A 14,066-nucleotide genomic window follows, 5' to 3' on the forward strand; every position below is an offset into this window, starting at 1 on the left:
AATTGCCCAAGCCAAACTCTAAACTAGAAAAGGTTATCAGGAGAGATTGCTAATGACTGAGAAAACCGCACGCGATCTGTTTCGGGCTGCTTACGAAAACCGCAACACCTGGGACAGCAACTTTCCCGGCTACACGGCAGATGTAACCTACAAGCAAGGTGACACCGTTTACACGGGCAGAGTGCGCGTCAACCCCGACAGCAAGGCGGACGTACTGGACGTAGAAGACGAGCAAGCTAAAAAAGCCATTGCGGCGCAAATGTGGGAAACCGCAATCCACCGGGTTCGCTACAGCTTTGAAAACACCCATAAAGAAAATACCTTTTCCTACGGGGCAACCGACGAGACCGGAGCAGTAGAAATTCTAGTCGGCGGCAAGTGCGAGGGCGATCGCTACAAGGTGCGCGATAACGTTGTCACGCTAGTCCATCGCCATATCCATGGGGTTGTTGTGACAATCAACACCTTTAGCGTGAATCAGACCAGCGAGGGCTATCTGGCTCATCGCTATGACTCGGTTTACCACGATCCGAAAACAGGTGAGCAAAAGGGCGGCGTGTCTCAGTTTGAAGACACCTTCGAGAACGTAAACGGCTACTCTATCCTCGTGGGTCGCGTCATCACCACCGAGGCAAACGGCAAGACTCACACTGACGAATACAGCTTCTCCAACGTCAAACTGCTTCAGCCTGCGGTCGTGTAATCCGTATCGATCGCCCCCCCGACTGCGCTCAACCCTTTGCATTACAATGAAGTCAACGAAATTCGGCAGGTGAACGATGCAAACAATGGAACTCACGACCGATAACGTCGAGAAGGTGCTGGACGAACTGCGCCCCTACCTCATATCAGACGGTGGCAACGTCGAGCTAGTTGATATCGATGGTCCTGTAGTGAAGCTGCGCCTCCAGGGAGCCTGCGGTTCCTGCCCTAGCTCTACCATGACGCTGAGAATGGGCATCGAGCGCAGACTGCGGGAATACATCCCCGAAATCGCAGAAGTGGAACAAGTCATCTAAGCGGTGACGAGTTTGTTATTTTATCCACTTCAAACCAGGTAATTTAAAGCAGGGAAGGCGATCGCGTTTTCCCTGTTTGTTTTTTGTTTGTCCTGCTGAAAGCTCGAAAAGCTATCTCCTGTAACCTTATTCGCCTCACCGCCCCCCATCTCATCCTCGTCCTATGGCTTATCCGCTCTACGTTGCATTCATCTGGCATCAGCATCAGCCGCTTTACAAAAGTCGCCTGGACGGGGAATATCGGCTGCCCTGGGTCAGGCTGCACGGCACAAAAGACTATCTCGATCTGGTGCTGCTGCTAGAGCAGTATCCTCGGCTGCGTCAAACGGTGAACCTCGTGCCGTCGCTGATGATGCAGATCGAAGACTATGCAGCGGGAACTGCCTTTGATCCTTACCTGACGCTGGCACTCAAGCCCACGGATAATCTCAACGAGGGGCAAAAACGATTTATCGTCGAGCATTTTTTTGATGCGAACCACCATACGATGATCGACCCCTTTCCCCGCTATGCCGAGCTTTATGGACAAAGGCACGATCGCGGCTGGGATTGGTGTGTCGAGCATTGGAACCCAGAAGACTACAGCGACTTACTGGCATGGCATAACCTTGCATGGTTTGATCCGCTGTTTTGGAACGATGCCGAAATTGCTGAATGGCTAGAGCAGGGACGTGGCTTTACCCTGAGCGATCGCCAGCGAATTTACTCGAAGCAGCGTCAGATTCTCAGCCAGATTATTCCGCAGCATCGCCAGATGCAGGAGACGGGTCAGCTCGAAGTCACGACGACGCCCTACACTCACCCGATCTTGCCCCTGCTGGCAGACACTAACGCCGGACGAGTGGCAGTGCCGCAAATGAAGCTGCCCCAGCTCCGCTTTCAATTTCCGCAGGACATCGATCGCCATCTCCGCAAAGCAAAGCAAATGTACCAGGAGCGGTTTGGCTGCGACCCGAGGGGACTGTGGCCCTCTGAACAATCGGTGAGTCCGGCAATTCTTCCAAAAGTGGCGCAGCAGGGCTTTCAGTGGCTTTGTTCGGATGAGGCAGTGCTGGGCTGGACGATCGATCACTTCTTTCACCGGGATGCGTTGGGCACCGTCTCAGAACCGGAAGCGTTGTATCGTCCCTATCGCTTAAACACCACCGAGGGAGATTTGGCGATCGTCTTTCGCGATCATCGGTTGTCGGACTTAATCGGCTTTACCTACAGCGCAATGGAGCCTCGTCGGGCGGCAGCAGATCTGGTAGGACAGTTAGATGCCATTTCACGGCAGCTTAAATCGCATCAGGCTTCCGGCAGTACTGTGCTGGAGCAGCCCTGGCTCGTGACGATCGCCCTCGACGGCGAAAACTGCTGGGAGTTTTATCAGCAGGACGGCAAGCCTTTCTTGGAAAGCCTGTATCAAACGCTGAGCGATCATACCGGCATCGAACTGGTAACGGTTTCCGATTATCTGTCCAAATTCCCACCCACCGAAAGCTTGCCCAGCTACGCCCTACATAGCGGCTCCTGGGTAGACGGCAGTTTCACCACCTGGATCGGCGATCCGGCAAAAAATCGCGCCTGGGATTACCTCACCGAAGCCCGTCACGTCCTGGAGAGCCATCCCGAAGCGACTGAGGAAAACAATCCCGAAGCCTGGGAAGCTCTGGACGCTGCCGAAGGCTCCGACTGGTTCTGGTGGTTTGGCGAAGGGCATAGCTCGAACCAGGATGCCATTTTTGACCAGCTTTTTCGCGAACATCTGTTGGCCCTCTACCGTGCCCTGAATCACCCGGTTCCTTCCTACCTGCGGCAAGCCGTCGAAGACCACACGGCAAAAGGAGATCATCGTCCTTCGAGCTACATTCATCCGACGATCGACGGACTGGGCGACGAGCAAGACTGGGACAAAGCGGGACGAATCGAAGTTGGCGGAGCCAGAGGCACAATGCACCAGAGCAGCGTTGTTCAACGCGTTTGGTACGGTGTCAATCACCTGAATCTTTATCTGCGGGTGGACTTTAAGGCAGGCGCAAAACCGGGAATTGACTTTCCGCCGGAAGTGCATCTGCTCTGGTTCTACCCCGATCGCCCCATGCACAACAGCCCTGCGCCCCTAGCAGAACTGCCCGACGAGCCGCCGCTGAACTACCAATTTCATCACCATCTGGGCATTAACCTGACCACAAAAGCAAGCTGGTTTCAGGAAGCCGGGGACCATTTTCAGTGGCACGCTCACCGCAGCCGCGCTCAAGTTGCCTTTGATAGCTGCCTGGAAGTCGCAATTCCCTGGGCAGATTTACAGGAAATCGAGCCAGATTGGTCGCTGCGTCTCGTGGTGCTGCTAGCGGAAGAAGGGCGATATGTAAGTTACCTGCCGGAGGATGATTTGATTCCGGTGAACGTGCCGTAGGACGATCGGGGTTGGTGGTTCACGTTCAGCGGTTCATGTTCAAAAATAATTCTCGCCAAAATGCAGCACTCGCTTTGTTCCTGATGATCTCTGCTGCCAGTTGCGGGATTGCTGCCAGGCTATATAGGCCAGGAATCGCAGGACAATTTCTTTTTGCGGCAACAAGGGTGTGGATACTTGTATTCCCTCTGATCTGGTTTCTTCGGGTCGATCGCCGCAGAGCCACCCTGTCACCTCCCTCGCTGCGAGACGTGCTGGCTGGGACAATATTAGGAATTTTCATGTTCAGCGTCATTTTGGGTACTTATTGTCTCGCGGGACAGTATTGGATTGATCCTGAAATTGTTCGAGCAAAAGCACAACAAATTGGGCTAGCAAATCCAATTTCTTATCTTCTTGGAGCCATCTACTTTACTTTCATTAATTCGTTAGTTGAGGAGTATATTTGGCGTTGGTTTGTCTATCAAAAATGTGAAGTTTTAGTATCAGGAAACAAAGCTGTCTATCTCGCCGCCCTTTGCTTTACACTACATCACACGATCGCCCTGACAGCCTATTCTAGAAGTTGGCTGATTGTTGCATTCGGTTCGATTGGTGTGTTTGCGGCGGGAGCAGTTTGGTCATGGTGCTATCTGCGCTACCGCTCGTTGTGGGCGTGTTACATCAGTCATTTATTGGCAGATCTGGCGATCGCCCTGATTGGCTGGGATCTTCTATTCGAAGGTGCCTTATTTGCAGGTGCTTTAGTGCATGAATTGCCAATTTGACTGAGCTAGCAGATTTAATTTTTAGCATCGATTGGCCAAACCCTATGCCAAAATAAAGCTGTTTTGTCGGGAGGGTGAGCCAGTGTTGCAGTGGTTAACGCGATCGGACTATCTGCTACGGGAGACAGTGCTGGGACTGCGGCGCGGCGGTTGGATGAACTGGGCGGCGGCGAGTACGGTAACGGTGCTGCTGTTCTTGTTTGGCTTAAGTTTGCAGCTTTCCTGGCAGGTGGACGGGCTGCTGAATCAGTTTGGCAGTCAGCTTGAGGTATCGGTTTTTCTGGATACTGGAGTACAGGCAGCCGATTTGCAGCCGATCGTAAAAGCCATTCCTGAAGTGCTATCCACCGAAGCCGTTACCAAAGAATCTGCTTGGGCTTCGCTTTTAGAGGAAATGGGACTGGCGGACATTGAAGGGGCAACGGCTCAGCTCAACGGCAATCCCCTCGTGGATGAACTGAAGGTCAAAGCGCAAAACTCGACGCAGGTTCCGGCTCTGGCGGAGAAGCTAAAGCAGATTCAGGGCGTGGATGAAGTGCAGTATGTGGATGAGGCAGTGCAGCGAATTGGGCAACTGAATCAGGGCTTGCACTGGATTAGTTTGGTGATGACGATTGTTCTCACACTTACGGCGATCGCAGTTACCACCACCACAATTCGCCTGATCGTCATGGCAAGACGGCGCGAAATTGAAGTAATGCAGCTTGTGGGCGCAACCACAGCCTGGATCTATATGCCCTTTATTTTGCAGGGTCTTACGCTAGGGGCGATCGGCGCAGGAGTTGCTTGGGCGTTAATTTTGGGCGTGCAGCAGTTTATGCAGAAATTGCTATCGCAGCAGCCTGCCCTGATTCAGTTTTTGACTGCGGGAATGCAGTTGAGTGCGATCGAAACCCTTTTGCTGCCGCTGTCGCTGCTGGGACTGGGGGGCGCGGTTGGGCTGATTGGAAGTTTGTTTGCCGTGCGCCGTTTGGTAATGAAGTGAGGCTAACCTTTTACACCGCTTCCCGTCTCAGTGGGAACGATGTATTGCTGCATAATCAGGAAGAACAGCAGAATTGGGGCGATCGAAATCACCGATCCTGCCGCAATCAGTCGCCAGTCCAGCGAAAACGCGCCTGCCAGCTTCGCAACTCCCAGAGGCAGCGTGTAGTATTCCGGCTGATCCAAAATAATCAGGGGCCACAGAAAGTCACTCCAGGCACCAATAAACACAAAGATTGCCAGCGTCACCAATGCCGGACGAATCGAGGGCAGCATCACAAACCACCAGATGCCCAGTTCAGAACAGCCGTCCATCCGGGCTGCTTCTTCGAGTTCTTTGGGAACGCCCTGAAACGCCTGCCGCAGCAGGAAGATGCCAAACGCAGAGGCGATCGCCGGAAAGATTAATCCCAGATAGCTATTCCGCAAGCCGAGCTGAACGGTGAGAATATAAAGCGGAATCATCACAATCTGAAATGGAATCAGAATCGTGGAAACAATCAGCGTAAACAGTGCATTGCGTCCGCGAAAGTCGAGCCGTGCCAAAGGATACGCTGCCAGCGAGCAAAACAGCAGATTCAGCCCCACCGTTAGCAGGGCAACCAGCGTGCTGTTAAACAGATAGCGTCCAAATGGATTGGTTTGCCAGACTTCGATGAAATTGGCGATCGTCGGCTGAGCGGGCAAAAACTGGGGCGGAAACTGAAAGATATCTTCAGTGGACGACTTAAAGGCAGTGCTGACCAGCCAGATCAGGGGCAGCAGCATGACCAGGGCAATCAGCCCGAGCAGCAGATAAGTGGCGATCGTGCGGACAGGCGAGCTTTGCAGCAATCGCCTCAGCCTTTGCCAGGGAGAGACAGGAGCCGCAGGTTTACTGGAAAAGGAAATTTGCTTGCCCATCGTTAAAAAATAGATGAAAAAGGGTGAGCCGTAACCCACCCGTCAAGCTGTTATATCACAAATCGAATCGTCGGATTAGCTCACTGCCTGTACTTCCCCATGCTGAGGATGCAGTGACTTTACTCCTTGCAGACTGCCGTAGAGCCGATTCAGCGCATTCACATAGGCATGAGCCGAAGCCACAATAATATCGGTGTTTGCCGCGTGACCGGAGTAGAGCCGATCGTCATATTTCAGGCGAATCGTCACTTCCCCGATCGCATCAATCCCAGCAGTGACGGACTGCACCGAGTATTCAATCAGCTGGTTGGGCACATTCACGACACGATTGATTGCCTTATAAATGGCATCGACTGGACCTGTGCCGATCGCCGCATCCATCAGTTCTTGACCGTCTGGCGTGCGAAGAATCACGGTTGCTGTAGGGCGGGCATGATCGCCACAAGACACCTGAACGTGCTCCAGCTTAAACAGTTCGGGAGCCTGTTGGGCTTCGTCGTTGACGATCGCTTCCAGATCCCAATCGGTGATGTCTTTCTTTTTGTCTGCCAGTTCCTTAAAGCGGAGGAATGCTCGGTTGAGTTCCTGATCAGAGAGGTCGAAGCCCAGTTCTTTTAGGCGAGTGCGGAAGGCGTTGCGTCCCGAATGTTTGCCCAGCACAATCTGGTTATCGGTTAAGCCGATCGATTGAGCGTCCATAATCTCGTAGGTCAGCTTGTGCTTCAGCACGCCGTCCTGGTGAATGCCCGACTCATGCGCGAAGGCATTGGCTCCAACGATCGCCTTGTTGGGCTGCACCAGCATTCCGGTGAGGTTCGAGACAAGGCGCGAGGTTTTGTAGAGCTGGCGGGTGTCGATGTGGGTGAGCGAAGCTTCGGATTCGGGCGATCGTCCCAGGAAGGGATTGAAATACTGTCTGCGGACATGGAGTGCCATCACAAGCTCTTCCAGCGCAGCGTTGCCTGCCCGTTCGCCGATACCGTTGATGGTGCATTCCAACTGACGTGCCCCATTTTTGACAGCTTCCAGGAAGTTCGCCACTGCTAAACCCAAGTCGTTGTGCCCGTGGACGGAAATAATCGCCTGATCAATATTGGGAACGTTTTCCTTGATGCCGCGAATGATTGCGCCGAATTCCTCTGGAGTGGTGTAGCCGACCGTATCGGGGATGTTAATCGTGGTTGCACCTGCGGCGATCGCCCGCTCCAGCACTTGATAGAGAAATTCGGGATCAGAACGTCCGGCATCTTCCGGGGAAAACTCGACATCATTGACAAAGCTCTTGGCATAAGCCACCATTTCCGGCGCGATTTCCAGCACTTCCTGACGGGTTTTCTTCAGCTTGTACTGCAAATGAATATCCGACGTAGCGATGAAGGTATGAATGCGGGGCTTCGCTGCCGCACTCAAAGCCCTCGCTGCGGTTTCGATATCCTGCTTTGTAGCTCGGGCCAAACCGCAAATCGTGGGGCCATCTTCTGTGCCGACCTGCTGAGCAATTTTGCTGACTGCCTCAAAGTCACCCGGACTGGCAAAAGGAAACCCTGCCTCAATTACGTCCACACCCAGTCGCGCCAGCTGCCGAGCGATCGTTAGCTTTTCATCAACGTTCAGGGTCGCGCCGGGAGATTGCTCACCATCGCGAAGCGTTGTGTCGAAGATAATAATGCGCTCTGGGTTGGACGGAGTGTTCATAGTTCAGGTTTAGGGTGAAACGAGTGAAAACAGTGAAGAAATAGACGTTAAAAGAGTCTATTGTATTGATGATACTACACTTGTAGTTATTTTGTAATATAGCTACTTTATACAGCTACTTTAACAGCCACTTTCAAAAGTACAGATTCTGCTGACAATACTGCTATTTTAGGAGGTCGATCGCGCTTCCTCTGGTGCTTTATCAAATTTTCCTGACGATTGCAGCAGCTACATCCGTCTATTCTGCTTCGGATGCTGGCTCAGCCGCCTGCTCATTTTCGTTTGGGGAATTTGAATTCGATCGATCGCCCCCCGCTGCCGAAAAAACTTTTTCCTCAACAGCTCCCGGTTTGCCCATTGGCTTCGGTTCGTCGCCGTTATCTGAAAGCAGAACTCCGCCTGCATTTCCCGCTCTGATCCGAAGCTGAGTATTTGCAGTTAGCGTTCGCTCTGTGCCTTCGGGCAAAACTTCGGCGAGTGTAACCCTGCCATCTGCCTCAACTTCCAGCCAGGACTGCGCTTTGAGCTTCACATCCACCTGCACGGGCTGGCGATCGGCTGCATTGCTGCTGGCATTGGGCGATGGCTTAGGTTTGGATGCGGCGGGGCTGGCAGCAGGACGAGCAGGATTTGCAGGCGCGGGAAGAGCAGAATTAATCTGCGGCACGGGGGGTGGAGCCGATCGGCTCATTAAATGCGAGAGCCAAGTTACCGATGCCACGATTAGCACGATATAAGCAATATAGAGATGCACGGGGCGGAGCTGTGCTGGAGAAATGCCCCAGGTTGGCGTTGCCTGCTTGATCGTACTGGTGGCAGGAAAGGCTTCGGCGATCGCATGACTATCCAGCCCCATAACCTCCGCATAGCGGCGGATAAATCCCTGAATATACACAGGCTCAGGCAACTGCTGAATCTTACCTTCTTCCAGTGCCCGTAGCAGACGAGATGGAATCAGCGTTCGCCCTGCCACTTCTTCTAGGGTCCAACCCTGAGCTTCGCGGACTTCGCGCAAATAGCCGCCAATCTGCATTAGCCGTTCAAGCTGCTCTTGCTGTCGCTGGGATTCTCTTGTCATCGTCTACCTCGCCCGCTCCACATCACCATTCTGCTCAGTTTATTGATGCTCAGTTTGCCCGTGCTGCCTCCCAGACTCTTGCCTGGTTCGCGGTTTGATTTGTGCCTTCAAAGCCCTAATCTCGTCATCGGTGAGCGATCGATATTGTCCTTCCGGTAATTGTCCCAGATCGATCGCGCCAATGGCGATCCGCCGCAGCCGAATCACTGGATGCCCCAGCAGATCTGCCACTTTGCGAATTTGACGATTGCGTCCTTCCCGCAGTTCAATTTGCAGCAGGGTGCGTTGCGAAGCACTCCCCTCTTGAGGGGAACCAGGCTTGGTTTGCACAATTTGCACCCGAGCAGGCAGCGTTTTTTGCCCTTCCAGCATCACGCCCTGCCGCCAGCGAGTCAGCGTTGCCGGAGATGGATGCCCTTTCACCCAAACGCGATAAAGTTTGGCAATCGTGTGTCGGGGATGAGTGAGTCCCAGGGTCATCTCTCCATCATTCGTCAGCAGCAGTGCCCCAGTGGAAGCCGCATCCAACCGCCCGACCGGATACACGCCCGCATCGCGCAATTCTGGCGGCAGCAAATCTAAGACGGTGGTACGTCCTTCTGGGTCATGGCGGGTTGAAACGACTCCAGCAGGCTTGTTCAACAGCAGGTAGAGCCTGGGAGGACGTTTTCGCGAAATGGATTTCCCGTCTACCTCGATTCGATCGCGCTCCGGGTCAGCCACTTGCCCCAAGCCGACGACTTCCCCATTGAGCCGCACGCGCCCAGCCAAAATCATCTGCTCCGCCTGTCGCCGAGAAGCAATTCCCCGCTGGGATAGGATTTTTTGTATCCGTTCTGCCATGCTGCTTTGTGATTGCGGATTGAATCGATCGATGTTGCCAGTTCAGCTAAGACAAGGATATTACGCTTCGCAATCGAGGTTTTGCCCCTGCCCCTTAAGGTTGTTTGAGGAGGATTCGAGGTGCTACATTGCCCCCCAAAATCCCCCAATGCTAGGGAACTTTGAGACCTGGAAGTAGGCAGTTTCCCCAGAATTGACCTGCCAGGAAGGCAGTTCGGGTGACCGCGATGACTTCTCAAACCGTTGCTCAACCCGATCGCTACCGATTCATCTTATCGATTTTATTGAGCTATCCCGGTAATTCTATCCCGATGATTCTGATGAAGCGTTGGGAGCCGCGATCGGAGTGTTGGTTGCTTCGCGGCTTCCCGCAGGGGTAATCGCCCGATGGGTAAACAGCAGCGGCAGCCTTACCTGAAGCCATGCGCCTCCGGTCTCAGGATGATTGCGGGCACTGACCGAGCCACGATGCGCCTCAACGATTTGCCACACGATCGCCAGCCCTAACCCACTCCCGCCCTGAGCATACCAGTCAAACGGATTGTGTCGCTCCTGAGATTCAGAGGAATTTGCTTCCAGATGACGGGCACGAGCCGGATCAGCCCGATAAAATCGCTCGAATACGTGGGGCAATGATTTTTCTGGAAACCCCTGTCCGGCATCGATTACGTCAATTCGGACGATCGCCTCTTGAGCCATTCGCCCTTCTGTCATTGGTTTGCTCGAAGCAGATTCCAGCGAAACGCGCACCTGAATCGTAGAGTCGATCGGGCTGTACTTAATGCTGTTATCCAGCAGGTTCATCAGCAGCCGATGAATTCGTGCGGGGTCAATTTGCATCAGCAGGTCATCGGGTCCCTGATAGTCCAGGTGCAAATGCTTTTCGCGGGTGAGCGGCTCCAGCATTTCCCAAACCGAATGCAGCAGACCGACCAGATCCACCGTCTGAAGCTGAAGGGTTTCAAACGAACCGCGCTCCATGCGATTGAGATCCAGCAAATCCTGCACTAGATTGCTCAGGCGCACCGTTTCGTTAATCAAGCGATCGATCCAGCCACGCAGGCTCGGCTCCAGGCGGAGTTGCAGCGTTTCAGCCACCAACCGAATCGAAGTTAGGGGGGTTTTGAACTCGTGTGCTAGATCCGATGCCCAGCGATCGCGCTGTTGCAGCAGGGTCATGGCTTCCTGACGGTTTTCGAGAAAGATCGCCACCTGATTATCCAGCAAGGGAATGCCATAGCCTCGCACGGCATAGGCAGGCTGCTCCGAGAGCCGCGACGGATCAGCACTCACCGGATAAAACGTCCAGTGGCTCTGGCAGGGCTTTGCGGCAGTGCGAGTCTGCTCAATCAAATCATCTAGCTCGTAGGAGCGCACCAGTTCCAGCAGCAAGCGCGGCTTTGCCGCAGGGTGATCGCCGCTGATTCCCAATAAACCTTTTGCTTGAGCATTGCACCAGAGCAGCCGATTTTCGTCGTCTACCTGCAAATAGCCGATCGGCGCAATTTGAAGCACCTGTTGATAGGTTTGCACTTCCTGCTGAAGCTGCTCAAGCTGCTGCCGCTGATAAGTCAAAGCGCGGGAAAGCTGCGTTGTCGCTGAAAAATCAACATCCTGATCAGGCGATCGAACTTCGCGCAACAGTTTCTTCAGCCTCGCATTCGAGCGCGACTGTTGCCAGACTAGAAGCACTAATCCGATGAGTAATCCGACCCAGAAATACAGAACCGCCACGGCTCAAATCACTGCCAGTTTGTTGAAGGTTGCCAGAAAACGATTGATCTACGATCGTGTTACCCCAGCGTACCTGTAAATTGCGGCAGTGGTCAGGCAATTACCCGGAAAAATAGCTGTTTCAACGGAATAAATCCGTTTCCACCCGATTAGCCAAAGCGGTAGCCAAAGCCTCTCACCGTTAGCAAGTATTCGGGACGGCTCGGATCAAGCTCTAGCTTTTCGCGCAGCCAACGAATATGCACATCAACGGTCTTACTGTCGCCCATAAAATCGGGACCCCAGATACGCTCGATTAGCTGCTCGCGAGACCAGACGCGCCGAGGATTTGCCATAAACAGTTCCAGAATGCGAAACTCCTTGGGCGATAGATTAATTTCTTCGCCGCGAACCGTCACCCGGCATTCCTGCGGATAAAGCGCTATTTCATGGAAGCGCAAAACCGACTCCTGAACCTGTTGCTGAGTATGGTAGTGGCGACGCAGCAGGGCTCGACAGCGGGCAACCAGTTCTCGCATTCCAAAGGGCTTGGTTAAATAGTCATCTGCGCCCACTTCCAGTCCTACCACGCGATCGGTTTCACTGCCTTTTGCACTCAGCATCAGAATTGGGACACTGCTTCCTTCGTGCCGCAGCAGACGACAAAGATCCAGCCCATTGACATAGGGCAGCATTAGATCGAGAATGATGAGTTCAAAGGGTAAAGCTTCAGACTGTCCCAGTTCTCCAGAACGACTGATCAGGTCTAGACCCTTGCGACCATCTTCTACGGTCGTAACCTCGTAACCTTCTTCAGTCAGGGTGAGGGCGATCGTTTCTCGAATCAGCTCTTCGTCTTCAACGAGCAAAACCCGTCCGAGCTTAACTTCCTGCTTGTATCTTGCGGTTTCTGGAGAAAAGGTAGGCAGCATATTATATTGTTGCTTACTTTGTATTACTTATTTTGCGTTACTTTATTGCCCATCTTACCAGAGTCCCATCTAATCGCTGTCGGGACGGGAACTTATTCTAATTACTGTTATTAAAGTTACAGAAAATTGGACTAGCTTAATAATTCTTTTGCCAGTGCTGCTGCCAGTGCTGCAATGTAGGCGACAGCGACTGTGCCAGCGTCACCGGATCAACTCCTAATTCCGTGCGGTCTCGGGCTGACCAAATGCCTGCCTGCGCATGCCACCACGCTGCGCTCACTGCGATCGCCTCGATTGCCGCTTCCCCCATTCTGCCCTGCGCCAGCAAGCCGCCCATTAGGCCAGTCAGCACATCCCCACTGCCGCCTCGTGCCAACGCTGGGGTACTGTCAGGGTTGAGCCAGACCTGACCTGCCGGATTGCCGATCGCCGTTCGTGCCCCCTTTAGTAAAACGATTGCCCCGCTTGCCTGGGCTGCTGCCTGAACTGCCGCGATCGAATCTCCGCTATGCGTCTCTGCAATTTCAGGAAAGAGCCGCTTAAATTCGCCCCAGTGCGGCGTGAGAACCGTGGGAACCAATCGCTCTTGTAATGTTGCCGTTGCGCCCAAACCGGAGAGGATATTTAATCCGTCTGCATCCAGCAACAAAGGAACTTCCTGATTTAGCAAATGGGAAACGATCGATCGCGCTTCGGGGGTGAGTCCGGGTCCGCAAGCGATCGTCTGGTATTGACTGAGATTGATTTCCTCAGGTAAATGAGCAATTGCGCCCGTCTCATCTTCTGGGCAACCGATAATTAGTGCGTCTGGAAGCTGTGCCACCAGAATGGGCTTCAGAGCTTCGGGAACAGCGATCGACAGCATTCCTACCCCGCTGGCTCTAGCAGCCAGTCCCGCTAATAAAGCCGCCCCCGAATAGCGACGTGACCCCGCAATCAGCAGTAGATGTCCCTGTTTGTATTTGTGGGTGACAGCAGGACGAGGCAGCGGCAGGGCAGCCAGGGCAGCCGCAGGCAGAATGCGCTGAAGGGCAGGAACGTCTCCCAGAATGGCGTAAATATCGGCAAGGGGCAGCCCAAAGTCGATTAGTTCAGCAGTTCCCGTATAGGCGAGAGCAGCATCCTGAAGAAATGCACGTTTCCAGAGTCCCAGGCAAAAGGTGTAATCGGCGCAAATCGCGGTTCCCAATGCGGCTCCGGTATCAGTGTGCAGTCCCGAAGGCAGATCAATACTGACGATCGCTCCCTTTCCTTGATTAATTTGCTGAATCGCGGCGGCAAGTTCTCCCTCGATCGATCGGGTTAAACCAAAGCCAAACAGTCCGTCCACGATTAGATCGCAGTCTTGCAGGTCAGCTACCTGAGCCGTTGTGGGAATGCCTAAACTTGCCGCATAACGGGCATGGCAGTCGGTCAGTTCTTTGAGTTTATCGATCGGCTGATAGCAAATCACGCGATAGCCCCGCAGATGCAGTTCCCGTGCTACGACCAGCGCATCGCCGCCGTTATGTCCGGGTCCGACCAGAATTCCGACTTGGGGAAAGCAATCGAGCGGATACAAATCAATCAAACGCTGCGTAATTCGTCCCGCCACCTTTTCCATCAGTGCTGCAACAGGCATTCCCGCCGCAAACATCCGCCCCTCGATCTGGCTCATCTGCGCTGCGGTGACGACAAACTGCTGGATTTGTACCGATCGCTGTTTAATCGATTTCGTCATGATGCCGCTAACCC

The 14,066-nt window shown here is 53.5% G+C and carries 12 protein-coding genes; 5 read left to right on the plus strand and 7 right to left on the minus strand.

The features are described from left to right. The first annotated feature begins 46 nt into the window (after positions 1-46). The 5 genes from NDA02_RS14440 to NDA02_RS14460 all read left to right on the plus strand — a co-directional run bounded on the left by NDA02_RS14440 (position 47) and on the right by NDA02_RS14460 (position 5,169). On the plus strand, positions 47-703 hold the full coding sequence (locus tag NDA02_RS14440; protein WP_190791835.1) for a DUF3386 domain-containing protein: 657 nt from the start codon (positions 47-49) through the stop codon (positions 701-703). Between the two features lie 85 nt (positions 704-788). After that, a complete protein-coding gene (locus tag NDA02_RS14445) occupies positions 789-1,019 on the plus strand; it encodes a NifU family protein (protein WP_190791839.1) in 231 nt (76 codons plus the stop codon). A 163-nt stretch (positions 1,020-1,182) separates the two neighbouring features. After that, the gene (locus tag NDA02_RS14450; RefSeq protein WP_190791834.1) at positions 1,183-3,417 is read left to right on the plus strand and encodes a glycoside hydrolase; all 2,235 of its coding nucleotides are present in this window, start codon (positions 1,183-1,185) and stop codon (positions 3,415-3,417) included. 35 nt (positions 3,418-3,452) lie between these two features. Then, a complete protein-coding gene (locus NDA02_RS14455) occupies positions 3,453-4,184 on the plus strand; it encodes a type II CAAX endopeptidase family protein (protein ID WP_190791833.1) in 732 nt (243 codons plus the stop codon). 82 nt (positions 4,185-4,266) lie between these two features. Then, positions 4,267-5,169 carry a permease-like cell division protein FtsX gene (locus tag NDA02_RS14460; protein ID WP_190791832.1) on the plus strand — a complete coding sequence of 301 codons (903 nt, stop codon included), beginning with the start codon at positions 4,267-4,269 and terminating at the stop codon, positions 5,167-5,169. 2 nt (positions 5,170-5,171) lie between these two features. On the opposite strand, the gene NDA02_RS14465 is transcribed toward NDA02_RS14460, so the two are convergent. The 7 genes from NDA02_RS14465 to NDA02_RS14495 all read right to left on the minus strand — a co-directional run bounded on the left by NDA02_RS14465 (position 5,172) and on the right by NDA02_RS14495 (position 14,052). Then, positions 5,172-5,936, minus strand: coding sequence for a carbohydrate ABC transporter permease (locus NDA02_RS14465; RefSeq protein ID WP_242067313.1), 765 nt, complete (start codon positions 5,934-5,936; stop codon positions 5,172-5,174). 210 nt (positions 5,937-6,146) lie between these two features. Continuing rightward, complete coding sequence (locus NDA02_RS14470) at positions 6,147-7,766, minus strand: 2-isopropylmalate synthase (protein ID WP_190791830.1); 1,620 nt, start codon at positions 7,764-7,766, stop codon at positions 6,147-6,149. A gap of 238 nt (positions 7,767-8,004) precedes the next feature. Further along, positions 8,005-8,844 (minus strand): RodZ domain-containing protein, encoded by an 840-nt coding sequence (locus NDA02_RS14475; RefSeq protein WP_190791829.1) that lies wholly within the window; start codon positions 8,842-8,844, stop codon positions 8,005-8,007. Positions 8,845-8,883: 39 nt separating this feature from the next. Beyond that, on the minus strand, positions 8,884-9,687 hold the full coding sequence (locus NDA02_RS14480) for a pseudouridine synthase (protein ID WP_348246664.1): 804 nt from the start codon (positions 9,685-9,687) through the stop codon (positions 8,884-8,886). A gap of 303 nt (positions 9,688-9,990) precedes the next feature. Continuing rightward, positions 9,991-11,421 (minus strand): ATP-binding protein, encoded by a 1,431-nt coding sequence (locus tag NDA02_RS14485; RefSeq protein WP_190792048.1) that lies wholly within the window; start codon positions 11,419-11,421, stop codon positions 9,991-9,993. Between the two features lie 149 nt (positions 11,422-11,570). Continuing rightward, entirely contained in the window at positions 11,571-12,332 is a 762-nt protein-coding gene (locus NDA02_RS14490) for a response regulator transcription factor (protein ID WP_190792047.1), read from the minus strand. A gap of 136 nt (positions 12,333-12,468) precedes the next feature. Next, positions 12,469-14,052, minus strand: a complete 1,584-nt coding sequence (locus tag NDA02_RS14495; RefSeq protein WP_348246663.1) for an NAD(P)H-hydrate dehydratase — start codon at positions 14,050-14,052, stop codon at positions 12,469-12,471. Between the last annotated feature and the right edge of the window lie 14 nt (positions 14,053-14,066).

It is taken from the genome of Leptolyngbya sp. ST-U4 (assembly GCF_039962215.1).
Classification (GTDB): Bacteria; Cyanobacteriota; Cyanobacteriia; order Elainellales; family Elainellaceae; genus Leptolyngbya_A.